Origin of the sequence: Photobacterium kishitanii (assembly GCF_003026355.1) — a bacterium.
Classification (GTDB): Bacteria; Pseudomonadota; Gammaproteobacteria; order Enterobacterales; family Vibrionaceae; genus Photobacterium; species Photobacterium kishitanii.
In genome coordinates, this window is the sequence record NZ_PYON01000005.1 from 1 (window position 1) to 25,769 (window position 25,769).

General features: G+C 38.9%; 23 protein-coding genes. 9 read left to right on the forward strand and 14 right to left on the reverse strand.

The features are described 5' to 3' along the window. From C0W29_RS07245 to C0W29_RS07265, 5 genes are all read right to left on the reverse strand, one after another. A partial coding sequence (locus C0W29_RS07245; RefSeq protein WP_107277782.1) for a VWA domain-containing protein occupies positions 1–1,669 on the reverse strand: 1,669 nt, incomplete at its 3' end. Then, on the reverse strand, positions 1,662–2,627 hold the full coding sequence (locus C0W29_RS07250; RefSeq protein ID WP_036791231.1) for a vWA domain-containing protein: 966 nt from the start codon (positions 2,625–2,627) through the stop codon (positions 1,662–1,664). The genes C0W29_RS07250 and C0W29_RS07245, both read right to left, overlap by 8 nt. Then, positions 2,620–3,144: a DUF4381 domain-containing protein gene (locus tag C0W29_RS07255; RefSeq protein ID WP_045042419.1), complete on the reverse strand. Its 525-nt coding sequence runs from the start codon at positions 3,142–3,144 to the stop codon at positions 2,620–2,622. The genes C0W29_RS07250 and C0W29_RS07255 overlap by 8 nt, the downstream gene beginning before the upstream one ends. Then, positions 3,144–4,094, reverse strand: a complete 951-nt coding sequence (locus C0W29_RS07260) for a DUF58 domain-containing protein (RefSeq protein WP_045042420.1) — start codon at positions 4,092–4,094, stop codon at positions 3,144–3,146. The genes C0W29_RS07255 and C0W29_RS07260 overlap by 1 nt, the downstream gene beginning before the upstream one ends. Next, complete coding sequence (locus C0W29_RS07265) at positions 4,091–5,047, reverse strand: AAA family ATPase (protein WP_036791220.1); 957 nt, start codon at positions 5,045–5,047, stop codon at positions 4,091–4,093. Before C0W29_RS07265 ends, C0W29_RS07260 begins: the two co-directional genes overlap by 4 nt. Before the next feature lie 670 nt (positions 5,048–5,717). Between C0W29_RS07265 and C0W29_RS07270 the strand changes: the two genes are divergently transcribed. From C0W29_RS07270 to C0W29_RS07295, 6 genes are all read left to right on the forward strand, one after another. Further along, entirely contained in the window at positions 5,718–6,458 is a 741-nt protein-coding gene (locus C0W29_RS07270) for an SDR family oxidoreductase (RefSeq protein ID WP_036791217.1), read from the forward strand. A gap of 58 nt (positions 6,459–6,516) precedes the next feature. Continuing rightward, positions 6,517–7,722 carry an acetyl-CoA C-acetyltransferase gene (locus C0W29_RS07275; RefSeq protein ID WP_045042421.1) on the forward strand — a complete coding sequence of 402 codons (1,206 nt, stop codon included), beginning with the start codon at positions 6,517–6,519 and terminating at the stop codon, positions 7,720–7,722. 74 nt (positions 7,723–7,796) lie between these two features. Then, the gene (locus C0W29_RS07280) at positions 7,797–8,147 is read left to right on the forward strand and encodes a phasin family protein (protein WP_045042422.1); all 351 of its coding nucleotides are present in this window, start codon (positions 7,797–7,799) and stop codon (positions 8,145–8,147) included. A gap of 117 nt (positions 8,148–8,264) precedes the next feature. Further along, positions 8,265–10,040, forward strand: a complete 1,776-nt coding sequence (locus C0W29_RS07285) for a class I poly(R)-hydroxyalkanoic acid synthase (protein ID WP_045045175.1) — start codon at positions 8,265–8,267, stop codon at positions 10,038–10,040. A gap of 202 nt (positions 10,041–10,242) precedes the next feature. Continuing rightward, on the forward strand, positions 10,243–10,647 hold the full coding sequence (locus tag C0W29_RS07290; RefSeq protein ID WP_045042424.1) for a DUF4332 domain-containing protein: 405 nt from the start codon (positions 10,243–10,245) through the stop codon (positions 10,645–10,647). A gap of 52 nt (positions 10,648–10,699) precedes the next feature. Next, the gene (locus tag C0W29_RS07295) at positions 10,700–11,005 is read left to right on the forward strand and encodes a DUF1496 domain-containing protein (RefSeq protein ID WP_052671661.1); all 306 of its coding nucleotides are present in this window, start codon (positions 10,700–10,702) and stop codon (positions 11,003–11,005) included. 104 nt (positions 11,006–11,109) lie between these two features. Here the strand turns inward: C0W29_RS07295 and C0W29_RS07300 are convergent, their stop codons facing one another. From C0W29_RS07300 to C0W29_RS07325, 6 genes are all read right to left on the reverse strand, one after another. Beyond that, entirely contained in the window at positions 11,110–11,409 is a 300-nt protein-coding gene (locus C0W29_RS07300; protein WP_036791199.1) for a DUF406 family protein, read from the reverse strand. Between the two features lie 126 nt (positions 11,410–11,535). Beyond that, positions 11,536–13,461: a RecQ family ATP-dependent DNA helicase gene (locus tag C0W29_RS07305; RefSeq protein ID WP_045042425.1), complete on the reverse strand. Its 1,926-nt coding sequence runs from the start codon at positions 13,459–13,461 to the stop codon at positions 11,536–11,538. Between the two features lie 234 nt (positions 13,462–13,695). After that, on the reverse strand, positions 13,696–15,132 hold the full coding sequence (locus C0W29_RS07310) for an amidohydrolase (RefSeq protein ID WP_045045174.1): 1,437 nt from the start codon (positions 15,130–15,132) through the stop codon (positions 13,696–13,698). Positions 15,133–15,232: 100 nt separating this feature from the next. After that, positions 15,233–15,949 (reverse strand): PAS and helix-turn-helix domain-containing protein, encoded by a 717-nt coding sequence (locus tag C0W29_RS07315; protein ID WP_230850397.1) that lies wholly within the window; start codon positions 15,947–15,949, stop codon positions 15,233–15,235. A gap of 301 nt (positions 15,950–16,250) precedes the next feature. Beyond that, positions 16,251–17,129 (reverse strand): phospholipase A, encoded by an 879-nt coding sequence (locus tag C0W29_RS07320; RefSeq protein WP_045042427.1) that lies wholly within the window; start codon positions 17,127–17,129, stop codon positions 16,251–16,253. A gap of 165 nt (positions 17,130–17,294) precedes the next feature. Continuing rightward, positions 17,295–18,338, reverse strand: coding sequence for an alkene reductase (locus tag C0W29_RS07325; RefSeq protein ID WP_045042428.1), 1,044 nt, complete (start codon positions 18,336–18,338; stop codon positions 17,295–17,297). 124 nt (positions 18,339–18,462) lie between these two features. Here C0W29_RS07325 and C0W29_RS07330 point away from each other — a divergent pair, with 124 nt between their 5' ends. Then, positions 18,463–19,047, forward strand: a complete 585-nt coding sequence (locus C0W29_RS07330) for a TetR/AcrR family transcriptional regulator (RefSeq protein WP_045042429.1) — start codon at positions 18,463–18,465, stop codon at positions 19,045–19,047. An 83-nt stretch (positions 19,048–19,130) separates the two neighbouring features. On the opposite strand, the gene C0W29_RS07335 is transcribed toward C0W29_RS07330, so the two are convergent. Together C0W29_RS07335 and C0W29_RS07340 are read right to left on the reverse strand one after the other, a co-directional pair. After that, positions 19,131–22,181 carry an efflux RND transporter permease subunit gene (locus tag C0W29_RS07335; RefSeq protein ID WP_045042430.1) on the reverse strand — a complete coding sequence of 1,017 codons (3,051 nt, stop codon included), beginning with the start codon at positions 22,179–22,181 and terminating at the stop codon, positions 19,131–19,133. Between the two features lie 5 nt (positions 22,182–22,186). Next, the gene (locus C0W29_RS07340; protein ID WP_373455684.1) at positions 22,187–23,332 is read right to left on the reverse strand and encodes an efflux RND transporter periplasmic adaptor subunit; all 1,146 of its coding nucleotides are present in this window, start codon (positions 23,330–23,332) and stop codon (positions 22,187–22,189) included. A 176-nt stretch (positions 23,333–23,508) separates the two neighbouring features. Here C0W29_RS07340 and C0W29_RS07345 point away from each other — a divergent pair, with 176 nt between their 5' ends. Further along, positions 23,509–24,114: a TetR/AcrR family transcriptional regulator gene (locus C0W29_RS07345; protein ID WP_036791183.1), complete on the forward strand. Its 606-nt coding sequence runs from the start codon at positions 23,509–23,511 to the stop codon at positions 24,112–24,114. Positions 24,115–24,271: 157 nt separating this feature from the next. Then, positions 24,272–24,682, forward strand: a complete 411-nt coding sequence (locus C0W29_RS07350) for a YgiW/YdeI family stress tolerance OB fold protein (RefSeq protein ID WP_036791180.1) — start codon at positions 24,272–24,274, stop codon at positions 24,680–24,682. A 64-nt stretch (positions 24,683–24,746) separates the two neighbouring features. Here C0W29_RS07350 and yidA read toward each other — a convergent pair whose 3' ends face one another. Next, positions 24,747–25,556 carry a sugar-phosphatase gene (gene yidA, locus C0W29_RS07355; protein ID WP_045045173.1) on the reverse strand — a complete coding sequence of 270 codons (810 nt, stop codon included), beginning with the start codon at positions 25,554–25,556 and terminating at the stop codon, positions 24,747–24,749. Positions 25,557–25,769 lie beyond the last annotated feature (213 nt).

Genomic DNA, 25,769 nt, shown 5'->3' on the forward strand with positions numbered 1-25,769 from the left:
CTTTATTGCCTTGCTGACCTTGTTGTTGCTGCTGGTCTTTATTGCCTTGCTGACCTTGTTGTTGCTGCTGGTCTTTATTGCCTTGCTGACCTTGTTGTTGCTGCTGGTCTTTATTGCCTTGCTGACCTTGTTGTTGCTGCTGGTCTTTATTGCCTTGCTGACCCTGTTGTTGCTGCTGGTCTTTATTGCCTTGCTGACCTTGTTGTTGCTGCTGGTCTTTATTGCCTTGCTGACCTTGTTGTTGCTGCTGGTCTTTATTGCCTTGCTGACCTTGTTGTTGCTGTTGGTCTTTATTACCTTGTTGGTCTTTATTAGTTTGTTTCTTTTGTTCTTCCTGTTGTTGACGTTGCTTTTCAGCTTGCTCAACAATAGCCAAGTTCTTTTTAGCATCAGAAAAATCAGGCTGCTGTTGTAAAACTTTCTCATAAGTTGCAGCTGCTTGTTTATAGTCACCTTTTTGTGCGTAGGCATTACCTAAATTGTATTGTGAGGTTGGATCTTGCAACGGTTTAAGTGTTTCTATCGCCTGGTCATATTGCTTAGCTTTATATTCAGCAATGCCTTTCCATTGCGGTGACGTGAAATCTTGTGCGGCTTGTTTATAGTGGCCATCAGTAAAGATCTCATAGGCTTGACGGTTAGTATTTGTCCATGGACTTGCTTGTGCATGATCGATAGGCAATAAAACAAACATTGCCGCTAAAACAATGCCACGACGAAAGCCGAGTAGAGCTAATAATAACAATGGAAGAAGTAACCAGAAGCCGCCATTTAAACGTTCTTGTAGTTCTTTTTCGTGGCCTTTTTTACCACTCGCTAATGGCTTGGCTGTGAAGTTTACAATCGCATTAACATCATTATCGGTCGCTTGTGCCATCTGTAATATGCCACCGGTACTATCAGTAATTGACATTAAAGTACCAATATCAATTTTACTCATTACTGGCGCGCCATTTTCTAGTAATAAATTGCCGCTAGGAAGCTGAATCGGTGCGCCTTCAACGGTTCCCATTGCAAGAATAGAGACTCGATAATGCGTTCCCTTGAGTTCTGCTAATGCTTGTTGAGCAACCGTTTTGGTCATACCGTCAGTCATCAATATAATGTCACCGGTATTGTGACCAGCTTGCTTGAGTAATCGTATTGCTTCTGCAATCCCTTTAGCGGCATTATTACCCGCAATAGGCATTACTTCAGGTGACAGACTTGGAATTAAATTGCGTAATGTGCTGCTATCTGTCGTTAATGGGCTTACTTCGTAGCCATCTCCTGCGAAAGCAACCAGCCCAGTGCTACCTTCTTTCCAGCCAGGTAACATATCTAATGCTTTAAATCTTTCTTGAGTTAAACGATTAGGTTTTATGTCAGTCGCGTACATTGATTGCGACATATTCATGACTAATACGCGCGCCCCACTGAGGTTATAGGCTGGTAGTTTGACTTTTTGCCAGCTAGGACCTGCCATTGCAATAACTGCAATGAGCCATCCTAATGCTAATAAACCTATTGGCCATTTTTTGGGTTGTTGTTGAGTCAGGCCTAGTTTTTCTGCGAGGTGAGGCGCAATTAAGCCAGAATGCTGTGCTTTGCCTTTTAACCATGGCAGAACAATGATCAAGGGAATTAACGCTGCAAACCACAGTGGGTGCATAAAGGTAAAATCAGCCATGACGTTTCCTCATGAAAGCGATAACAACAGATAGGAGCAATGCAAATGCTAGTGGGTAACGGAATAGCTCATCACGTGGACGCCAAGTTTGTTGAGCATTGTTCACTGGTTGAAGTTTATTAATAACATCGTAAATTTTTGCAAGTTGCTGTGGATTTCGAGCACGGAAATATTCACCACCTGTCATTGATGCTATTTTGCTTAACGTCTTTTCATCAAGATCTGAAGAGGGATTAACCACTCGATCACCGAAGAAGCCTTTTTGAATCATTTTATCAGCACCAATACCAACGGTATAAATCTTAACACCACTTTCTTCGGCCAGTTTTGCCGCTTCAATAGGGCCAATAACCCCTGAAGTGTTACCACCATCACTGAGTAAAATAATCACGCGCTGTGGTGCTTTACTATCAATAAAGGTTTTGGTTGCAACACCAAGCCCTTCACCAATAGCAGTACTTTGGCCAATTAAACCAAGTACAGTACGATTAAGTTGTTGCTCAACAGTTTTGCGATCAAAGGTTAATGGTGTTTGTAAATAACCATGATCTGCAAAAACCACTAGCCCTAATCGATCGCCTTTGCGTTTAGCAATAAAATCAGATAACACATGTTTTACTGCCGTAAGACGATCAATACTTTGACCATCTTTAGTAACCATATCTGGGATCGCCATGGATCCAGACAGATCAACAGCTAATAACATGTCACGGTGCTCTGGTTTTATTTCAATCGGATCGCCATACCATACTGGGCGTGCAACAGCACATACCAAGCTTACCCATACTAATGTCATTAGTACTTTTCGAATAATCGAACTCGGTTGTTGTTTCCCTACACCTTGCGGTAATTGCGGCAGATGGATTGCAGCAGGTTGCGCGACAGGTTTACTGAATCGATAAACTAGCCACGCTAATGGCAATAAAGCCCAGGCCCATAGCCACACAAACTCAAACATTGGATGACTCCTTGGTGATCACACTAGCATTACTTTCATTGCTCTTGGCTTTTGCTGGTAGAGCATGCTGTAGCCACAACAATGCTTGTTGCTGACAATCACTAAATTGCTGTGCTGTTAATGGCGTTGAGGAGAAAAGTCCTTGTTGCCATAATTGCTGTTGATCAACAAAACCACGGTGTTTAGTGGGTAAATGCAGATCAAGAAACGTTAGCCATTGCACACCAGTTAAAGGAGCAACCGTTGCGCGCGGAAAATAGCTCAATGCTGCTTGCTTCAATAAGGTATTCATCGCGGTTAACCCTCCTTCTGGTTGAAAGGTTTTTAATAACGTTATCGCTTCTTGCTTTGCTGCTAAGTGCTGATTACGTTGGCGGAGTTGATACCCGGCAATGAAAATTACAATAAGGCTAACGATAATCACTACCCACCATCCCCACGCAAGCGGCCAATAGCTCGGTGCTGTGTGAAGATGAATATCCGCGAGGGGTAATGCTGGTGCTGTAGGTTGAGTCATTACCTTATCCCTTGAGAGTGCGCCCCAAGCTGCTGCAATAATGATTGCGCTGCTGAGAGGGTGTGCAATGGTATAGCGAGTGAGGTTGCCATTTCACTAATAAAATTCTGATGTGTTTGATATTGTTGGCTTAATGAATCACGTGTTTTTTTTGCCGAAAAATCAAGCCACGCTGTTTGGTGGCTATCTGTCACATGTTCATAGCCGCGAAATTGTGTTTGTCCTTGTTCTAGTGGATCAGAAATTTGGACAAATTGAATTCGATTATGTTGACGAAGTTGGCTTAGACGACGTTTATCCGTGGTTCTTAAATGATAAAAATCACTGATAACAATAATTTCACTGCCTTTTGGACATAGATAATGTAATCGTTTTAGCGCCGTTGAGAAGCCTTCACTATTAACATTATCTATTGCTTGTAAGGCATTTTGTTGAGCTGAAATTAAGGCATTAATAATATGTAATGGTCCCCGCTGGCGTGCTGTAGGTTTACATTCAATAGTATTAATGCCGTTATAAATAACCGCACCAACACGATCTTGTTCGTCGATAGCTAACCAACTTAATAAACTGGCAAAATGTGCAGCTTGTACTGATTTAAGCATTAGCTGAGAGCCAAATTGCATGCTGGCGCTGAGATCGATAAATAACATGATCGGTTGTTCACGTTCTTCGGTGAACAGCTTGGTATGTGTTTTACCTGTACGTGCAGTAACCCGCCAATCAATGGAGCGAATATCATCCCCCGCTTGATAAGGGCGCACTTCAGAAAAATTCATGCCACGACCTTTATGGCGGCTTTGATGGTGTCCATTAAGCTGTGACCAGATGCTTTTTGCCGGAGCTAACCATCTTACTGCCTGATTTTTGTATTGCAGTAGCTCTGCTAGACACACATTGACGCCATCGCTATGGGGTGGCAGCGCTACGTTGATGTGTGTTGGCTTCATAAGCTGGCAACCTGTGAAATGAGAGTGTCAATAACTCGATCTGCAGCAATCCCTTCAGCTTGCGCTTCATAGCTTAATAGTAAACGGTGACGTAGCACTGGATAAGCCATAATTTGAACATCTTCAGGGGTTACAAAATCACGTCCACTTAGCCAAGCATGGGCGCGAGCGCAACGATCAAGCGCTAAGGTTGCACGTGGACTGACACCCATTTGTAACCATGATTGCAACTGTTCACCAAAGCGGTGTGGTTCTCGGGTTGCCATCACTAAACGGATAATATAATGCTCAACATCATCAGCCATATGAATGTTTAATATTTCTTTTCGTGCCGCAAAAATATCATTTTGACTAATACGAATTTGCTCTGCTTTTTCTACACCCAGTGCTTCGCCGCGATTAAGGCGCAGAATTTCAAGTTCACTTTCAGCATTCGGATAATCAACATTTAGTTGTAGTAAAAAGCGATCTAACTGAGCTTCAGGTAATGGATAAGTACCTTCTTGTTCAATGGGGTTTTGAGTTGCCATCACTAAAAATAATTCAGGCAAAGGGTAGGTGTTTCGACCCGCGGTTATTTGTTTTTCAGCCATTGCTTCTAACATTGCTGCCTGTACTTTTGCTGGCGCACGGTTAATTTCATCGGCAAGGACTAATGAATTGAAGATCGGTCCTGGTTGAAATGTAAATTCAGCTGTTTCTGGACGGAAAATATCAGTACCGGTTAAATCTGATGGTAACAGATCGGGCGTAAATTGAATTCGATGAAAATCCCCTTCAATACAATCAGCCAGCACTTTTACAGCACGAGTCTTTGCTAATCCAGGAGGACCCTCAACAAGAATATGACCATCAGCAAGTAAAGCAATTAAGAGCTGTTTTACTAAATTCGGCTGGCCAATAACCTGACTTTGAAGGTAATCATTTAGACGTTGAAATGTACTCGCTAACATACGGATATTTCCTTTGATATTCAAAATACTGAAGATGAAACAGTTTTTTTTCGGACTACTAAAATTTGATTAAGTTCACACTTAATTATCCAAAGAGAGCAAATGTGAGTATGAAATTTATGTTTCGATATTTGAAATAGTCTAACTACTAATGTTTGGGCGATATTTTGAGATTCAATCTGTTGGCCATAATTTATAATTTAGTGACGTTTTTGCAACATTTTCAAGATGAGGTGATAGTTTTTATTTTTAGCCGTCATCCGACCACTTTCTTCTAATCTTGTTATCTCCTGTATTTATCTTGCAACAAATAAGCAACAATTGCTGTTTGAGTAGCCGTCATCTATTGAGAGTAATTTATTGTTATTAAAGGTCTTATTGTTATTTTTTATGGTTATTACAATAAAATCTTATGTTAATTTATTGTTCTCATTTCTATTTTATTGATTTTATTATTAATAACGATGATTAATAGTTTTAAAAATGTTAATTCCTTTGCTTGCCATAAATATGCATCTGTGTTGTTATGTTCGGCATATGCAATGTGTTTGTAATTAACATGTGTTATATTGAGTAACTACTTACTAAATGTAACAAACGCATAGCAAAATACTAAATTGATAATTTATTTAAATAAATACGGCAAGATCAAAAGGAAGGAGCCTTGGAAATGAAAAAAGTAGCATTAGTGACTGGCGCTAAAGGTGGTATCGGTTCTTCAATTACTCAGGCTTTAGTTGACGCTGGCTTTCGTGTTGTAGCCACTTATAGTCCTAATAGTGAGCAAGCAGCTCAAGAGTGGTTTAAGGAAAATAATTACTCAGCTGAATCTGTGAAATTGTTGCCACTAGATGTCGTAGACACTGCATTTTGTAAAGAGTCGTTAACAGCATTATTAGAGCAAGAAGGTCATATTGATGTTTTGGTCAATAACGCTGGTATTACTAAGGACACTACGTTCAAACGTATGACCGCAGAGCAGTGGAATGATGTGATTAATACGAATCTCAACAGTCTATTCAATGTTACTCAACCTTTATTTGATTCAATGTGCCAACGTGGTAATGCACGCATTATTAACATTACTTCTGTTAATGGTCTTAAAGGACAATTTGGACAAACGAATTACTCTGCAGCGAAAGCAGGCATGATTGGTTTTACTAAAGCGTTAGCTGCTGAGGGTGCACGTTCAGGTGTTACTGTGAACGCAATTGCCCCTGGTTATACCGGTACAGCAATGGTTGAAGCAATTAAGCCTGAAGTTTTAGAGTCAATTAAAGCAGAAATTCCGATGAAACGCTTAGCGCAACCTCAAGAAGTTGCGGCAGCAGTTGTCTTTTTAGCAAGTGATGCTGCGGCATATATTACTGGTGAAACACTATCAGTAAATGGCGGCTTATACATGCACTAATTGTGCACCTTTATAATAAAAACATAATAATAAATTACATATAGAAAGGATTCAAAATATGGCTAAGGTATACATTGTTGCCGCAAAACGTACCCCAATCGGTAGTTTTAATGGTGCGTTAAAATCAGTTTCTGCAGCACAGCTTGGTGCGGTTGCAATTAAAGGTGCATTAGCGCAAATCAACGTACCCGTTGATGCGATTGATGAAGTTATTTTAGGAAATGTGGTTGGTGCTGGTCAAGGCATGGGACCAGGACGTCAAGCTGCTATTTATGCTGGCCTTCCAAATGAGGTTCCGGCTTATTCACTAAACATGGTTTGTGGTAGTGGCATGAAAGCATTAATGGATGCTGCTGCTCATATTAAAGCGGGTGATGCAGATCTTATCGTTGCTGCTGGTGCTGAAAATATGTCACAAATTCCATTTTGTGCATCATCAAAGATCCGTGATGGTCAGAAGATGGGTAACCTTGAATTAACGGACCTTTTAGTTGCTGACGGTTTAACTGATGTTTTCAATAACTACCATATGGGTGTAACAGCTGAAAACGTGGTAGCTAAAGTAGGTTTGACACGTGAGCAGCAAGATAATTTTGCACTTGCTAGTCAGCAAAAAGCAGTTGCTGCAATTGAACAAGGACGCTTCGTTGCTGAAATTTGCCCTGTAGAAGTTGTTACTCGTCGCGAAACAGTTGTTGTTGATACAGACGAATATCCGAAAGCAAATGCATCTATTGAAGAGCTTGCTAAGTTACGCCCTGCTTTTAATCGTGACGGTTCTGTTACTGCGGGCAATGCTTCAGGTATTAATGACGGCGCAAGTGCAATTATTGTTGCTTCTGAAGCAGCTGTTGCTAAATACAATTTGACACCGTTAGCAGAAGTTGAAAGCTACGCGCAAGCGGGTGTTGCCCCAGAGATCATGGGTTTAGGTCCTGTTCCTGCGGTACTTAAAGCATTAGAAAAAGCAAATCTTTCAATTGAAGATATTAATCTTCTTGAATTTAATGAAGCTTTTGCTGGTCAAGCATTAGGTGTCTTCCATGAAGTAGCTAAAGCAACCGGAACTAAAGTGGAAGATTTAGTTGAACGTGCGAACGTAAATGGTGGTGCAATTGCACTGGGTCACCCTCTAGGTGCATCTGGTAGCCGTATTCTTGTTAGCTTGCTGCATGAAATGTGCCGTCGTGATGACAAATATGGCATGGCAACATTATGTGTTGGTGGCGGTATGGGTACAGCTGTTATTTTAAAACGTGTGTAAGTAAATAAACTAATACAATCAGTGTAATACGGACAATGTTATTACACTTTATTACTATCAATGAGGAATGTTCTATGTATACGGAAATGTTTAAATCTTTTTCTGAGCAAACAGAAAAAACACTAGCACCATACGCAAAATTCAACAAAGTATTCGCTAAAAATGTTGAGCAACTAACTGAGCTTCAATTGTCAGCTGTTCGCGCTTACAGTGATCTTGGCTTAAAGCAACTTAAAGCAGTAAGCGAAGTGAAAGATATTCAGTCACTAACAGCATTTAATGGTCAACAACTTGAAACATTAACTAAGCTTTCTCAACAGCTTCTAGAAGATAGCAATAAGTTTTCTTCTGTAGCACAAAGCTTCAAAACTGAAGTTGAAGAGCTTGTTGCTGATAACGTTAAGCAAGCAACACCTGCTATTTAAGTTACGGTAGATTGCACTACATTTTAGTGTGCAGTGTGATTATCTAATACTTATATCAATCAGCCATATAAGATGATTATATGGCTGATTACTTAGTCCAAGTACAGGGTTTTTGTTATGAACAATCACTTCTTTTCGGACTACTTTGCCAAGCTCCAAGATATGAACCAGTTATGGTGGAAGGAGTTAGACTCCGGCAAGGCAGCCATGAATACCCCAGTAACTAAAGCGCTTAATGATATTAACTTGGAAGATGCCACTGAATTTTTAGAGAAAGCGGCTGCTCAGCCTGGCGCTTTAGCTAAAGTCCAAATGGATTGGTGGGAAAATCAAGTAAAGATTTGGCAGAATGTTGCAATCGGTAATACGACAGCAGAAAGCGCCTTTATTAAGCCAGCAAAAGATGACAAACGTTTTAGTGATCCTGCGTGGGAAAATGAAGCTTTTTATAATTATATTAAGCAATCATATTTGCTATTCAGTAACACAATGCGTGACACAATTGATTCAATCGAAGGGGTGGATGAAAAAGCTAAAGAACGTTTAGGCTTTTTTTCACGTCAAGCTATCAATGCGATGTCACCAACTAATTTTGTAACAACCAACCCCGAGTTAGCTAAATTGACTGTTGAAACTAACGGTGAAAACTTGATTAAAGGGATGGAGTTGCTACAAGAAGATTTGCAAAGCAGTGCTGATGTACTAAAAATTCGAATGACTAATAGTGGTGCATTTGAACTTGGTCTTAACATTGCGAACACTGAAGGTGAAGTGGTTTTTAAAAATGAATTATTTGAATTAATTCAGTATAAACCACTGACTGAAGCTGTTAATAAAACGCCGCTTTTGATTGTGCCGCCATTTATTAATAAATACTATATTCTGGATTTGCGTGAGCACAATTCAATGGTACGTTGGCTAGTAGAGCAAGGCCATACAGTATTTATGATGTCATGGCGTAATCCTGATGCATCATTAAAAGACATTGATTTTGATAATTATGTTTTAGATGGTGTTGTTAAAGCGGTTGATGCGGTTGAAGACATTACCGGCCAAAAACAAATCAATACAGTAGGCTATTGTATTGGTGGTACGCTATTAGCTACGACGTTAGCATATTATGCTGCGAAACGTATGCGTAACCGTATTAAGTCAGCGACATTCTTTACCACATTATTAGACTTCTCTCAGCCTGGTGAAATTGGTGCTTACATCAATGATCCAATTATTTCGGCAATTGAAGCTCAAAATATTGAAAATGGTTTTATGGATGGACGGTCATTGAGCGTGACTTTCAGTTTATTACGTGAAAATAGTTTGTACTGGAACTATTACGTTAATAATTATCTGAAAGGTAATAGTCCAATTGATTTTGATTTACTTTACTGGAATGGTGATAGCACTAATGTTGCGGCTAAATGTCATAACACCTTGCTACGTCAGTTCTACTTAGAAAACAAGCTAGTTGACAGTAAAGGCTATAAAGTTGGTGGTGTGTACATTGATTTGAGTAAGATTAAAGTACCAACATACTTTATTTCTACACAAGAAGATCATATTGCTTTATGGCAAGGTACTTACCGCGGTGCTAAGCAACTAGGTGGGAAATCAACATTTGTCTTAGGCGAGTCAGGCCATATTGCAGGTATTGTAAACCATCCTCAGAAGAACAAATATGGCTTCTGGGTTAATGACAGTAAAGAAGAAAATGCTGAAGTTTGGTTAGCTGGTGCAAAGCGTCAGGAAGGTTCTTGGTGGACGCATTGGAATGTATGGCTAACAGAATTTAGCCCTGCAGAGCAAGTGCCGCCACGTGCAATGGGTAGCGAAACTTATGCTCCGCTATATATTGCACCAGGTGATTATGTGAAGCAGGTATTGCCTCTTTCTTAATCATGTCACTGTTTTTGAAGCCCAGATTATTCTGGGCTTTTTTTTAATTTTTTTTTTAATATTATGATTTAAAAGATTTTTTTTGTTTTATTGTTTATCTTTGAATTTAATTGAGTGTTTTGTTCGTAAATCATGCGGTGTTCTGGTTTTTATTGGCTATATTTTTCAAATAGGTATAACTAAAAAAGACTAGGGGAAAGTAATGACAAAACTCGTTAGTGTTGAAGGTATTGGTGAAACTTACGCGTCAAAGCTAGAAGCTATTGGTGTTACCACGGTTGCACATTTATTAGAGCAAGGTGCAAAGCCAAGTGGCCGTAAAATGTTGGCTGAAAAAACAGAAATTAGCGGTAAACTTATTTTAAAATGGCTTAATCGTGCAGATTTATCACGAATTAAAGGGGTAAGTACTCAATATGCTGATTTATTAGAATCAGCAGGTGTTGATACGGTACCAGAACTTGCACAACGTAATGCTGAAAATTTGCATACTAAAATAGTTGAAGTTAATGAGGCTAAAGCATTAGTTCGTCAATTACCGCCACTTTCAGCAGTAGAAGATTGGATTTCACAAGCAAAATTATTGCCACGCGTAATTGATTATTAATATTTTCGCAGGTGCTAATGATTGATGGTGTTGTGGTCTTTAAGGATGGTGTATGCGTTTTTTAAAGCATGGATTGCTGGTGATGATAGGTGCTATTGGTTTTGTGACTATCAGTGATGCAAAGCAATATGGCACCGAACAGATGGTAACAATTCAACCGGTTGCAGAATTGCAGTTAAGTAATTTACCACAACGTCATTGCCTATATGCAGGAAAAGCCTATTCATTAGGCGCGATTATCAGTACCAGAAATATTGAATTAGAATGTCGTCCGATATCGAATATTGAGCTAAATGGTGCTTTAAAATGGGTCGTGTTGCAACAAACACAAAAATCGACCTTATCTCAAAATAAGTAATACTATAAGTTAATAATAAAGCCAGTCTCAGATCTTATTCATTGAATAAAACTGTCTACTGGCTTCATTTGTTATCAAAGTGATAGCTTATGTTTTTTGATAACTTATTTCGCTAGAGAGCGACTTTTTAGTTCGAAAATTAACTTTTCAGCACTACATTCAAACTGGATACGTGCTGTTAATTCTGTACTTGTTTCATCAACAGGTGTTGTTTCTACTTTAATGTTAGCATTAACTTGTTTTGCTAATGTTAGGTAGTTTGCAAGCTCTAATTCTAGCGCTGCTTTACCATTAGCAAAAACATGTACATCGGCGATATCATCATTTTCTTTGATCATAAAACCCATTTCAGCTGAAACACCACAAGCATCACATGGTTGGTATTCTTCTCTTTCTGTAGTCATAACTTTACTTCCTATTAGTTAGTCTAAGCATCTTAAAGCGATGTGAGGCAGATCGCTATTGATTAATATGAAAAGTCAGTTTTTAGCTATTTAAGCGTTAAACAAGGGTACTTGCTGGTTATTTATTCAACAGTTGCTATTGTATAAGCGGCAAATATGGGCGAAAGTTTGTTGGAAAGGATAGGCTTCTAAAACTCCAAATCCTTCAAGTTGTTTGGCTTTTATTTTGCTGTTTAATGGGGTGCTCATGCCATGTAGAAAACGAGTGATAGCTGCCATTGATGGCGCGGTATCATTACGTTGAATAAAGGCATCACTCCATATTGTAATTTGTTGATCATTAATCTCAGGTAGTGTTGGTAAAGCTGGTAAGGTGATTTTTTTACCACGACAGACTGAGCAGTGGCCACATTGTTGTGGTGCATGATGATCAGCAAAATAACTTGCTAATTTATGACTTAGACAGCTTTCGCTTTCGAAAAAATCGATCATATTTTCGATACGATTAATTTCGCTATGCTCTTTTTGTTGAAATAATTGATATAACGCTTCTGTTTCTGTTTCAATATCAAAATGATGTTGATTAATACGGTAAACATCAGTCATTTGTTTACTTTCAAGGGTGATCCAACCTTGTTCGTGTAAATAATCAATGGCAGCGACAACGCGTTTTCTATCGACTTGGTAGCCCTGCCATAGCGCATCCATATCTAAAGTATGCCAAACTCGAGCTTTTGGTGAGCAAGCAAAAATTGTTTCAATAAATTGACGACGTTCGCCTTGGAAACGTTGCGCAATGTCATACTGTGAAATGTTCATCTTGTAGCGATAATCTGCAAAATAGGTAAACATTGGTTCAATAATATGACGAATTTCAAGATAGACTAATAATGTTTTTAGTGGCAATAACCGAATATTACTGTCTTTAGATAAGCGACCACTCATGATTTCCCATTGCTGCTCTTGTGCTTGTATTTCACGTAAAATATAAGCAATAGCACTGCGGTCTGGAGTGTCACCAAATACAAAATTCTCTAATACATTGAGTCCAGACTTATTGGCAATGACGGTACATTGTGAAACTTCGCCATCTCGTCCGGCGCGGCCAATTTCTTGACTATAATTCTCGATTGATTTGGGTAAGTCAAAATGAATGACTTGGCGAATATTGGATTTATCGATCCCCATACCAAAAGCAATGGTTGCGACGATGCAATTAATGTCGCCATTCATAAATTGTTGTTGAATACTATGCCGACGCTCCGCATCCATACCAGCATGATAGGCTTGTGCAGGAAAGTGACTACGAGTGAGGGCATCAGCCACTTGTTCGGCGGTGTGCTGCAAGGTCACATAGACAATCGCGGGTTCATTACTACCTTGTGAGAGTTGGTGTTTTAGCGTGTCTATTTTCTCATCTTCATCAGCCGCTAATACCGTTAAATCAAGGTTACTGCGATAAAAGCCTGTCACAATAATATTATCTTTGTCGATGGCAAATTTATCCTGCATATCTTGAATAACTGCAGGAGTTGCTGTTGCTGTGAGTAGTAATACTTGCGGTACATTTAAAGCTTGTTGGTAATGTGGCAGTTTCAGATAATCTGGGCGGAAGTTATGCCCCCATTCTGAAATACAGTGTGCTTCATCAACGACTAATAATGAAATTTGGATTTGACCAATAAAATGACGAAAACGTTCGTTTTTTAGACGCTCGACAGAAATCATTAATACTTTGATTTCACCTTGGCGAATTTGCTGCATTACTTGCTGTGTCTGTTGCCATGTTTGGCTGGAATCAATTGAGGCGGCTGGAATACCTTTAGTGGCTAAAAAGTCTAATTGATCTTTCATTAATGCTAATAGTGGTGAAATGACCAAAGTAAGGTGAGGTAATTCAATCGCGGGTAATTGATAACATAATGACTTTCCAGACCCTGTTGGGAATATCGCGGCCGCAGAATGACCATTGAGGACACGGGTAATCACTTCTTCTTGCCCGAGGCGTAAAGAATCAAAGCCAAAATATTTTTTAAGTGTTTGATGATACATGTCTTAATACCCGCTAACCATTGATTGATTGCTATCATACCGTATTGATTTACGGAAAGATAAAAACCATAACCAAAGTTAACTGGTTTTGGTGCGGTTATTCTCATTTTGAACAAAATTGATTTGTTTTTGCAGTAAAAATTGCTGAGTCCGTGACGGGAATAAGATTACCCCTTATATATGCATCGCTGCTGTTTATAAGGGGTCTAAATATGATTAAACAAGGATTAGCGATTATTTCATCAGGCTTGGAGAGGTAATGGCTTTTTTCGCCAGCTCTTTAGCAAACTCAGCGATATCAGCTTCGATAGCACGAATATGATGAGTAACATCAGCTGTATCGACCTGTGTCATTTGGCGTTGTTCCATTACAATATTGCCATTAACAATGGTGGTGCTGACATTACTTGGATTAGCTTGATATACCAAGGTTGCATAAGGGTTATAATTGGGCATCATGTTGGCCGATTGGGTTTCAACTATGATGACATCAGCTTTTTTACCAATTTCAAGTGAGCCAATTTTATCATCCATATGCAATGCACGAGCACCACCGATTGTTGCAAGTTCAATCACTTGCTCGGGAATCATAATGGTTCGATCATTATGCTTTAAGCGTTGCATATTGGCTGCATAACTCAGTGTACGCCATAGATCAACTTGATTAGAACTCATAGGACCATCTGTACCTAGACCCATTGGCAATTGCTGTTGATACATTTCCCATGCAGGTGCAATGCCTGTAGCGCCCTTAGCGTTTGCCATTGGGTTATATGCTACACCTGCCCCTGATTGCTTGATTAAATCGATGTCAGCTTGGTCAACATGAATAGCATGTGCAAGTACCATGCGCTTATCAAGCACTCCGATATCTTTAAGCCAAGCAACAGGGCTTAACTGTTTTGGATTATCATTAATACGACCTGATTCATTACCAAACTCGCCGACATGAATTAATACAGGGACGTCTAATTGCTGAGAGAGTGCACTGATTTGCTGTAGTTTTTGTTTTGAAACGGTATAGGCGGCATGAGGAGCAAAAGCGGGGGTAATTAAAGGATCATTCTTATAGTCGCTAATAAATTTCTGGGCGTATTCAAGGCCACCATATGGCTGCTTTGCATCAACAACTGGGAATTTAATGACAGTTTCGCCTAAGACGGCACGCAAACCGACTTCTTTGGTCGCTTTAGCCATTTCATCTACGTGATAATACATGTCAGCAAAGGTAGTGACACCACTTTGTGCTAAATCAATTGCACCAAGGCGGGTAGCTTGATAAATCAGTTCACGGCTTAGTTTTTCGCTTTCAAGAGGAAAGAAATAGGCAAATAAACGGTTTTCAATACCTTCTTCACCTAATCCTCGAAAAGCAATCATAGGTAAATGGTTATGGGTATTTATCATCCCAGGCATCACAATACCATTTTGGGCATCAATAATGCGTGTTGCTTGATATTTGGATAATAACGTCTGATCGCCAACAGCAATAATAGTGTCGTTATTGATAACAACCACCCCATTGTTAATCAGCTGTTTTTGGCCATTCATGGTGATTATTTGACCATTTTTAATAATTAAACTAGCTTGAGGAAGAGGATCTTGTGTAACGAACGAACTGCATCCGGAAGCAAACAGTAACGTTGCTATTAAACTGATTTTTATACGCATGGTGTGCCAATAATAAGAAGGAAGATAATTGGCGGGATTATAGAGGCAAAGTAATGTAACTAAACAATCCTTTGCCTAAGTTACCGTGATTTTTGTGAGCTTAATCCATTTGTTCATCATTGTTAATAATAATAGACATTGAGGTCCTAAACAGTTGGGCTGGTATTAATGATAACCAACCATTGCCACGAGCATATTCAATTAGTCCTGATCGACTTGAAATACCATAGCAAGAAAATTTAGTGACTAAATTTGCGATTTGTTTTTCGACTGCTTTTGGTGTCCGATGAATTAGCTGTGCTATTTGTTTCGTTTGTCGACCTCGTAATAACCAAAATAAAACAATTTCTTGTGATGGTGTTAATTTTGGTTCTGATGGCCGAGTTGTACTAAATGATAAATTTGATTTATCAGCAGCAAGTACCTCTGCAAAAGAGGTCATATTTATCCAATCTTTTACTTTGCTTGCTGTAAATTGAATCCCCCAAGGTTCACCATTAATAATAACGGGTTGTTTAGTAAACGTATATGCATCTATACCATAAGAGTAGTTATGTACATCTATGGTTACTATCGTTTTATTTTGCGCTAATGATAATTTATCCTGCTCAACAAAAACGTCGGCAAATGCAGCTGTGTCACATGGTAAGTCACTATCTTTTAACCCTTTTATATCTGGCGGGGCATTAACAAGATCTCGATAAGCATCATTGGCATATTCAAAAATACCATCTTTCGATTTTAAGCCTGCAGGGTAGGGAGATAAAGATAACATGTGAATTAGTACAGATAAGTACGTTGATTGATTAATATTCACAGGTTCATTCTATCAATAATTTATTTTAATAGTAATGTTTATAGGTAGGGGAAATCCCCCGTTTTACAGTAAGGTTATTTAAAACATATATTATTCTATGAGTAAAGACATAATTATTTAAAGAAAAAATATAATATTAATACTTTCATATTAAAGCTAAGAAGGCGAGTGTTTTTTTGAGGCTATTTAGTATTTTTAATATCGAATTAAGGAATAGTTATTATTTTTATCTCTAGTTTATTATGTGTGTTGTTTATATGCACTTATATGCTAGAGATAAAAAATAAGTTTAACCATCTAATTAAAATGAGAAGCCAATACCACCGGCATTGTCATAATGGTTATAGTCTGAAATAGAAATGCCATAGCCACTTTCAAACATTAGGTATCCGCGTAGACGTTTATAGATAGGGAAATTCAGAGTGACCTTTTCATAGCCACGAGAGAAGCCACTTTCGAGTGCATTTCGTACCGTGAAGGTGATCATTGTCTTGCCATCAATATTCCAATTCATACTGACACGGCCATAGCCAAGGTAGTTAGTGATATCTTTGTTATAGTCTTTGGCTCCAAAATCGAGTCGTGCCCAAGGTTTAATACTTAATGTTAGGGCATCTTTTTTGAAGGTCATATCAATAAAAGCTCGGTTCCAGCTGCGTTCTTGCTCACCACCACGGCCATTAGACTGATGAACTAAACCTAATGTACTCCCCGCGTAGTGAAAATTGTTGCTGTATGTCGTCTCTGTGGGGAAGGTCCAAAAAACAGAAGGTTCATACTCTGTGTCTCTAAAGAAAGCCGATGATGCATAGGCTTGCCAATTTGAGCGCTGGGTATAGGCAAAGAAAAGTTGGTCATTATCATATAAAATACCTGAAAGAAGGCGGTATTTTAAACTGATTTGAAAATTGACATTATATTTACTTAGTTTACCGTCATCTGGTACAACTGATTGATATTCTTTGTAATTTGGAGATTGAGTATAATAGAAAGGTAGAACAAAGTTATCTTTATATTGCTCTAAAAGTAACGCATTATCACTGCTGTAATTTAGAGAGTTGTTGATAGTAGATGAGGTGGATTCATCTGCATATGCGTGAGAGGTGTAGCCACTTGTTGCGATAAATAAACTCGCTAATAGTATCTTTGGGCTAGATTGTTTCTGTCGGATATTCGTCATTATTTTCTATCATTATTATTTTAGCTATTGTTATCATAAAAGCTAAACTAGGCTTTTGTCTATCGATACAAATGCAAACAATGATTTTTCGTTATTTATCTCTAAATTATTATAAGCAGAGAAATAAACGCCTTAATAATGTGATATTAAGGCGTAATATAAAAATTATACTAATTGAGCAAGCATAGTATCGTTATATGGAACCAATGTTTGGTTCGCTTGTACTTTGCTAACATAATCTGGATTGGCGATTAATGGGCGCCCAATCGCGAGTAAATCAAATTTGCCAGCTTCAATTGCATCGCTGCCTGTTTGTGGGCTATAGCAGCCGACACCAATTAAAGTACCTTGATAATGGGTGCGCATGTAATGTGATACGCTACCATCAAGATATTCAAAGTTCATGCTGTCATCAAAAATACCAACATGCAGATACGCTAAACAACGTTTTTCAACTTCAGGTAATAAATAATCAAATACCGCACGATCGCGTGTGTCACCTTCAAGATTAAAGTAACCGCCAGGAGATAAACGTAAACCTGTGCGATCACGACCAATGCGTTGACTAATAGCATCAATCACTGCCAGTGGGAAACGAGCCATATTCTCTGGCGTACCACCAAATTCATCATCGCGAACATTAGTGTTGAAGTGTAGAAATTGATCGAGCAAATAACCATTTGCGCCATGAATTTCGACGCCATCAAAACCAGCATCGATAGCGTTCGCTGCTGCTTGACTAAAATCAGCAACAAGTTGTTCAAGCTCAGCTTTAGTTGCAGGTTTAGGCGTTGTGTAAGTTAGCTCGCGCATTCTTGGTAAAGTGCCTTCAAGTGCGATAGCTGAAGGTGCGAGAACATATTCGCCACCAAAAAAGAATGGGTGAGCTACACGACCGGTATGCCATAGTTGTGCAAAAATCTTACCGCCATTGTGATGAACAGCATCCGTAACATTACGCCAGCCATTAATTTGCTCTGGTGTAAATAAGCCAGGAGTATGTGGATAACCCTGACCATCAGCACGAATTAAAATAGCTTCTGAGATAATAAGCCCAGTATCGGCGCGGCGTGCATAATAATCGACCATCGCTTGTGTAGGGATTAAGTCATCATCAGCCATGCAGCGTGTTAATGGCGCCATAATGATACGGTTTTTTAACGTAAGCGTATCGTTGAGTACAAAAGGATGAAATAGGGTATCGAGCATGATTATTGCCTCTAATTTGAATGCCCGTTCAAGTTAGACTTATTTGAACGATCATTCAAGAGTTTTTTGAATGATTGTTCAATATTCAGTAAACTAACAATAGGTAAAGCAGAAGAGAGTCATTATGCGTAGTGCTGAATTTGATCGTGATCGAGTATTACGATCGGCAATGGATGTTTTTATAGCCAAGGGTTATAGCAATACCAGTATGCAAGATTTAAAACAAGCAACAGGGCTTCATCCCGGTTCAATTTATTGTGCTTTTAACAATAAACGAGGGTTGCTATTAGCTGCGTTAGAACATTACCGAGATCAACGTTATGCTCAGTTTGTTGCCTTGTTTTCTCAATCGGTCTCAGTAATAAGTGCGATTGAAACGTATCTTGAGCAAGTCGTTGATGAGTGTGAGCGTGAGCAGATTAAAGATTGTTTATTGCAAAAAGCATTGAGTGAGCTTGCGCAACAAGATATTGAAGTGGCTGATACTATTAGTCATATGTTGAAACAATGGCAGCAGACGTTAGCTGAGCAACTTGCACTTGCACAACAGGCTAATGAAATTAGTAACCAGTGTGATAGCCAGCACTTAGCACAATTTTTAGTGATGGGAATTTATGGCCTGCGTACTTTTTCTCATACTCAACCAGAACCTGGTGTATTGCGACGTTTAGCGGCTGATCTTATTGAATATATTAAGCAAAAGCGCTGATATTTATTGCTGTTAAATATAATCAGATATAAAAAAAGGAGTGAACATCAGTGATGTCACTCCCTCTTTTTTAGTTGTTATTGTTAAGTTTGTGGTTTTTCAACCTTAACGCGGAACAATACTGCGTAGAGTAATGGGATCACGACTAATGTTAGGATGGTTGCGAACAACAGACCAAACATGATCGTTACAGCCATACTCTTAAAGAACGGATCTATCAGCAATGGTGCAACACCTAAAATTGTTGTGAAGGCACCAAGTAATACTGGTCGAGCACGACTAAGTGCAGAATCAATAATCGCTTGATACGGTGTTTTACCTTCCGCTATTTCAACATCGGTTTGGTCAACTAATACGATAGCATTTTTCACCATCATACCGATTAAGCTTAAGAAGCCTAGAATCGCCATAAACTCAAATGGGGTTTGGAATATCACTAAACCTACCGTGACCCCGACTAAAGCTAATGGTACTGTTAGCCAAATTACTAAAGGCTGGCGAATTGCGTTAAACATAAAGATCACTGCTAAAATCATTGCTGCAAAGCCATAAGGGGCAGAGGTAGCAAGACCCACATTCGCGTCTTTTGATGCTTTATATTCGCCGTACCATGTCAACTCATAACCTGGTGGTAATTCAATTGCTTCAATTTTGCCACGTAGATCATTAAACGCATCAGCCGTGAATACACCAGGCGCTGGATCGGCTTGTACCAGAATCGTTGGAATACGATTAATACGACGTAAGATTGCGTCTTCCCAAGCGACATTTACCGATTCTATTAATTGGCTAACCGGAATTAAACCATTCACCATACGGCTGTAGACTTCGGTGTTTTCAATCGCACGCTCATGAGTACGCTCGTTATCTGGTGCGCGTACTACGATAGGGATCAAATCATTACCTTCACGGTAAACACCAATGTTACGACCATTCAATGTTTGTGCAATCGCTTGGCTTATTTCTTGGTTAGTTAAACCGAAACGCTGCGCTTTTTCTGCTGAATATACTGGCTTGATTACGGGTACTTGTTGACGCCAGTCATCTTGTACCGCTATCAAGTTCGGATCGCTTAGCATAATTGCTTTTGCTTGCTCAGCAAGTTCACGTAATACTTTACTATCAGGGCCTTTAAAGCCGGCTTCAATTTTCTTACCGCCGCCGCGACCAAGCATGAACTTCCATACTTTGATTGATGCTTCAGGGTATTTATGATCAAGTTCAGTTTGAAGTTCAACCAGTAATGGCGCAATGTTACGGTAATCATCAATGTCGATCAGTAATTGACCATAACTTGGATTACGTGCTTCTGGTGCATAGGTCAGCATAAAGCGTAAACCACCGCCACCAATGAAGCTTGAAATATTACTGATGCCTGATTTTTGTTTAACGTCTTGTTCTATTTGAGCAATAACAGCTTCCGTATTTTTTATATCAGTACCTTGTGGTAGGTACACATCAACCACAAATTGGGCGCGCTGTGATTCAGGCATAAACCCTGGAGGAACAAATTTAACTCCCCAAACGGCACCTAAAAGAGTCGCAACCAGTAACAAACCTGTCGTTTTACGATGGATAAGTACCCATGTTAATAAACCTTTATAGCCATTAACGACTTTGCTTGGTTTATCAGCCCCCGTTTTTACTTTGACTTTTAAGAACTGATGACACAATAACGGGGTAACTGTTACTGCAAACAACCAGCTTAATAGCATTGAGTAAAGGATTACCCAGAATAATGAACCGGCATATTCCCCCATATCGGAAGGTGATAGACCGATAGCACTAAATGCACAGATACCAACAACAGTACCACCTAATAATGGCCATTTAGTGGCATTAACAACTTCAGGAATAACAACGTCACGATCTTCATTATTTTGTAAGCGAACTAGAATACCATCAGTGACTACTATCGCGTTATCGACCAGCATTCCTAGGGCAATGATTAATGCACCTAAAGAAATACGTTGCATGGCGATATCGTCAATCAACATAATGCACAAGGTACCTGCTACGGTTAGGATTAATACAAAACCGATAATGATCCCTGAACGAATCCCCATAAATAGCAACAGTACGATAAATACAATCACAACGGCTGCAATGAGGTTATCGATGAAATTAGTAACAGAATCACGCACTGAATCTGATTGCATCGAGATAACATTCAGTTCCATACCCAGTGGACGTTGGCTTTCTAATTCAGCAATACGAGCTTTAACCGCATCACCCATGTCGACAACATTGCCGCCAGTAACATTAGAAATACCAAAGCCAATCGCACGCTCACCGTTATAGCGCATCAACATTGATGTTGGCTCTTGGTAACCACGCTTAACATTAGCAATATCTTTGAGGCGTAATACGGTGTGGTTATCACCGATACCAACTTGAAGATTTCTCAAGTCATTAAATGAATTTACATTTGGTGTTGGCATGACAGGAATACGCATACCATTTGAGGTTAGGCTGCCAGCAACATTAACAATATTTTGTTTTTGTAATACTGATAATACATTATCAACTGAGAGACCAAACTTAGCTAAACGCTCGCTTGTGAACTCAACAAAAATAGTTTCTTGTTGCTCTGCAAGTGTTGCCGTTTTTGCTACACCAGGAACAAGTACAAGTTCACGACGAAGACTATCAACATACTCAGATAATTGTTTATCACTAAATCCGTCGCCTGTTACCGCAAAAAATAGCGCATAAACGTCAGAGAAATCATCGTTAACAATCGATGGACCTGCACCTGGAGGTAATTGACGCTGGGCATCATTAATTTTACGGCGCAACTTATCCCATACTTGTTGAAGATCAGCTTGGTTTTTTGCGAACTCAAGTTTTATCTCAACAGTTACTTCAGACATACCTTGCTTTGAAACTGATTTAACCTCTTTCAGTTCCTGCAATGACTGGACAGCACCTTCAATAATATCAGTGACTTCATCAGAAACCTCTTGTGCTGTTGCACCGGCATAAGGCGTGATAATCACCGCTTGGCGGATCACAAATTCAGGATCTTCAAAACGGCCTAATTTTAGATAGCTGATATAGCCACCAATTAGAATGATGGCAATCATCACCCACACACTGGTGCGCTTAGCTATGGTATAGCGAGCGATATCCATTAATTTTATGCTCCGTCCTGAGTGTTATCTGTATATGGGCGAATTTCCATACCAGTTTTAAGTTTTGATACGCCTGCAATAACAACACGTTCGCCAGCTTTTAGACCTGAGGGAACCGTAATGCAGTTTTTATTAATAGTGCCAACTTTGATATAGCGTTTTTCGACGATGTTATTGGTATTCACAATCCATACAAATTGTTTGTTTTGGTTATCAGGTACGACTGCAGTTAACGGTACAGTTAGTGGGTTGTTCTTATTATCTCTATAGTCTTCAGGGCACTCATCAACACTCGGGGTTACTCTGACTGGCATGCCTGGCAGGATATTTAATCCTTTTGAGTCATCCAATCCCAAAACAATCGAGAATGTTTGTGTAATAGGGTCGGCCTGAGTTGAGTAAGTACGTAAACTTAACGGTAATAAATGGCCGGGAATCGTGGTTATCTCAGCGTTAGCTTTTTCACATTTCAAACCCGTTAGCATCACGGTATCTGGAATGTTAACGACTACTTCTAGATCATCAAGATTATGCAACGTTAAGACTGGCGTATTAGCTTGAATTCGAACGTGATTATCAATTAATTTACGGCCAATGATGCCATCAAATGGTGCGATTAATTGAGTGTAAGCTAGTTGATTCTTAGCATTTTCAAGGCGATTTTGCGCTAAGTTATAACGCGTCATTAGCTCGTCTAGATCACTCTTAGCAATTGCTTGTGAACTTTCATAAATCGACTTACCACGTAAATAGTCTTTTTTGGTGTTATTTAACTCAAGTTGTGCTGTTGTAAAGGCAGTTTGGGCATCTTTAGGATCTAATTTCGCGAGTAACTGACCTTTATGTACTTTGTCGCCTTCATTTACAAAAATATGACTAACACGGCCATTAACTTGAAATGATAAATCAGCCCGTTCTGCTGAGCGAATTACGCCATTAAAACTTAAGCTAGTGTCAGCTTTTGACATAACAATTTGAGTGAGAGCTGGCCTAATGATAGGCGTGGTGACAGTTGTTTCTTCCTTACTGTCACATCCTGACAACATCACTACCGCTAAAGATAAACTAACCGCTATAGCCAGTTTATTGATTGTTAACGATGTCACATTGGACATTGCTGAATGAGTTTTCACCGTGTTCTCCACTATCATTAGGTTGATGATTAACGATGGTTTATCATGTTAAGTCACCATTAAAGTAAACTAAGACTGCATTTTAGTGAGAAAAAACTAATTGTAAACTATTGAGTGTACTTTTTTGTTGCAGATTGTTAGACTGAGCTCATAAAATTAACTAAAAGATAGTGATGATAAGGAATGGATTAAGGATGAAACAAACGGAACGCAAGCATCTAGCAATCATAGAGGCAGCTAAAGAAGAGTTTATAACGCACGGATTTTTAGCAGCAAATATGGATCGTATTTCAACCGAAGCTGCGGTCTCTAAACGTACGTTATATCGTCACTTTGAAAGTAAAGAAGTATTATTTGTTTCAGTATTGACGATTATTCAGGAATCCGTTGCTGAAAATATAAAGTACGAGTTTGATCCAACTGTTACATTGACTGAACAGCTAACTGCAATTACACGTCGTGAAGCAGATATATTGTATTCGACTTACGGTATTCCGCTATCGCGCACTATTGTGGTGGAGTTTTTACGTCAACCTGAATTAGCAATGAATCTGATTAAAGATTTATATAGTACTAAAGCTATTACTGATTGGTTTCAGCAAGCTATTGCCGCAGGGTGCTTGGTTGATAAAAATCTTATGTTACTCACTAGTATTTATATGAGTTTATTTCAAGGATTACTGTTTTGGCCGCAAGTAATGAATGTATTACCGAATAGTGAAGGTAAGGTACTTGAAGATCATATAGAAACGGTGGTGTCGGTATTTTTAGCATCGTATAAGGTTAAAGAATTACCTTAGGTGTTTTAATCGTGATTTTATATCCTAACTTTGTTGAATAGAATACTATTGCTGTAATTAATCGCTTAGAGTTATACTTCAAAAAAGACATGTATTTATCATTAATGCATCTAAGAGATTATGTTCTCATTTAAATAACCCTGTGGAATATAGACAAATGAAAAAATTACTTGCAGCTTCAGTTATTATGCTTTCATCAATGTCAGTGATGGCAGCAACGCAATCAACACAAGGTGGCTTTAATGGTCCAACTGAAGCTGCCCCACTTGTTCAAGCACAAGGTGGCTTTAATGGTCCGAGTGCTATTCCTGTATTAAATACAGTAAAGGCTGCATCGCATGCTGATGATAATGCCGCAGTAGAACTTACCGGCCACATTGTATCTTCAATCGGTAAAGAAGATTACATGTTTAAAGATGCAACTGGTGAAATTAAAATCGAAATCGATCATAAAGATTGGCATGGTATTACAGTAACACCAACCACTAAAGTTATTATTCGTGGTGAAGTAGATAAAGATTGGACTGTACGTACTATTGATGTTGATACAGTTACTCTTGCTAAATAATTAAATTAATAATCGAAAAGAAAAAGCCAGCACTGCTGGCTTTTTTTGTGCGTATTTTTAGAGGTTAAGCATTAAGAATGAATTTTTCAATAACCTGAGCAACACCACTATTATTATTAGTGTCAGTAATATAGTTCGCAATTGCTTTGGTTTCTTCCGTTGCATTTCCCATCGCAACACCTAAACCTGCAAATTCGATCATATGATGATCATTACCTGCATCACCCATCGCTATTACTTCATCTTGGTTAATATTTAAAAAATCAGCTAGCGCCTTAACACCAACACCTTTGTTACTGTTAGTGTGCATAAACTCAAGGAAGAATGGTGCACTTCTTACAATAGTATATTGCTGATATAGAGCTGGTGGTAATTGTGCTATTGCGGCTTCAAGACGTTCAGCATCATCAATAATCATTACTTTCATAATTTCTTCGTTATCATCAAGCTCTGCAAAGTCGGCTAACGTAATAGTTAGGCCATTAATTTTAGCTTCGTGATCAGTATAATAATTATGTTGTGGAGTAATCAGTCCTTGACGGCGGGAGAATGCATGAACATGAACGCCAAGATCGTGAGCAATTGCTGCAATTGCTTTTGCATCGCTACCGATTAATGTTTGGCTTCTGACTACTTCTTGGCTAGCAACTCGCTGTATCAAAGAAGCGTTATATGACAGTACAAAATCATTATCGCTATTCATATTGAGCTCTTTTAAAGCCCATGTCATGCCTTCAATAGGGCGGCCAGATGCTAATACAACATATACCCCTTGAGCTCGCGCCGCTGCAATAGCTTGTTTATTGTGCTCTGAGATAGCGCCATCTGAATTCAGTAATGTGCCATCCATATCGAGTGCGACTAATTTATACATTGTTATTGTCCATTACTAAGAAAATACTTGCGTCATGATAAGCAAAATTAGCAATAAAAACGATAAAAAGTCGTATTTATATTTAGTGAAAAAGAGCTGTTGTTTAGGATTGAATCAATACAATTTGATGCGATTATGTGACTAAATTGTTTTTAATTTGTTGTTGTTCTTTGTGTTGTGGTTGTTATTTGTTTAGACTACTAAGTATTATTA

Bases quoted from the DNA above. Each gene is read 5' to 3' on its own strand.
- C0W29_RS07255 (WP_045042419.1), bottom strand. From the start codon at position 3,144: ATGACTCAACCTACAGCACCAGCATTACCCCTCGCGGATATTCATCTT.
- C0W29_RS07290 (WP_045042424.1), top strand. From the start codon at position 10,243: ATGACAAAACTCGTTAGTGTTGAAGGTATTGGTGAAACTTACGCGTCA.
- C0W29_RS07330 (WP_045042429.1), top strand. From the start codon at position 18,463: ATGCGTAGTGCTGAATTTGATCGTGATCGAGTATTACGATCGGCAATG.
- C0W29_RS07250 (WP_036791231.1), bottom strand. From the start codon at position 2,627: ATGTTTGAGTTTGTGTGGCTATGGGCCTGGGCTTTATTGCCATTAGCG.
- C0W29_RS07270 (WP_036791217.1), top strand. From the start codon at position 5,718: ATGAAAAAAGTAGCATTAGTGACTGGCGCTAAAGGTGGTATCGGTTCT.
- C0W29_RS07280 (WP_045042422.1), top strand. From the start codon at position 7,797: ATGTATACGGAAATGTTTAAATCTTTTTCTGAGCAAACAGAAAAAACA.
- C0W29_RS07265 (WP_036791220.1), bottom strand. From the start codon at position 5,047: ATGTTAGCGAGTACATTTCAACGTCTAAATGATTACCTTCAAAGTCAG.
- C0W29_RS07320 (WP_045042427.1), bottom strand. From the start codon at position 17,129: ATGACGAATATCCGACAGAAACAATCTAGCCCAAAGATACTATTAGCG.
- yidA (WP_045045173.1), bottom strand. From the start codon at position 25,556: ATGTATAAATTAGTCGCACTCGATATGGATGGCACATTACTGAATTCA.
- C0W29_RS07345 (WP_036791183.1), top strand. From the start codon at position 23,509: ATGAAACAAACGGAACGCAAGCATCTAGCAATCATAGAGGCAGCTAAA.
- C0W29_RS07350 (WP_036791180.1), top strand. From the start codon at position 24,272: ATGAAAAAATTACTTGCAGCTTCAGTTATTATGCTTTCATCAATGTCA.
- C0W29_RS07275 (WP_045042421.1), top strand. From the start codon at position 6,517: ATGGCTAAGGTATACATTGTTGCCGCAAAACGTACCCCAATCGGTAGT.
- C0W29_RS07340 (WP_373455684.1), bottom strand. From the start codon at position 23,332: ATGATAGTGGAGAACACGGTGAAAACTCATTCAGCAATGTCCAATGTG.
- C0W29_RS07305 (WP_045042425.1), bottom strand. From the start codon at position 13,461: ATGTATCATCAAACACTTAAAAAATATTTTGGCTTTGATTCTTTACGC.
- C0W29_RS07325 (WP_045042428.1), bottom strand. From the start codon at position 18,338: ATGCTCGATACCCTATTTCATCCTTTTGTACTCAACGATACGCTTACG.
- C0W29_RS07260 (WP_045042420.1), bottom strand. From the start codon at position 4,094: ATGAAGCCAACACACATCAACGTAGCGCTGCCACCCCATAGCGATGGC.
- C0W29_RS07310 (WP_045045174.1), bottom strand. From the start codon at position 15,132: ATGCGTATAAAAATCAGTTTAATAGCAACGTTACTGTTTGCTTCCGGA.
- C0W29_RS07300 (WP_036791199.1), bottom strand. From the start codon at position 11,409: ATGACTACAGAAAGAGAAGAATACCAACCATGTGATGCTTGTGGTGTT.
- C0W29_RS07295 (WP_052671661.1), top strand. From the start codon at position 10,700: ATGCGTTTTTTAAAGCATGGATTGCTGGTGATGATAGGTGCTATTGGT.
- C0W29_RS07285 (WP_045045175.1), top strand. From the start codon at position 8,265: ATGAACAATCACTTCTTTTCGGACTACTTTGCCAAGCTCCAAGATATG.
- C0W29_RS07335 (WP_045042430.1), bottom strand. From the start codon at position 22,181: ATGGATATCGCTCGCTATACCATAGCTAAGCGCACCAGTGTGTGGGTG.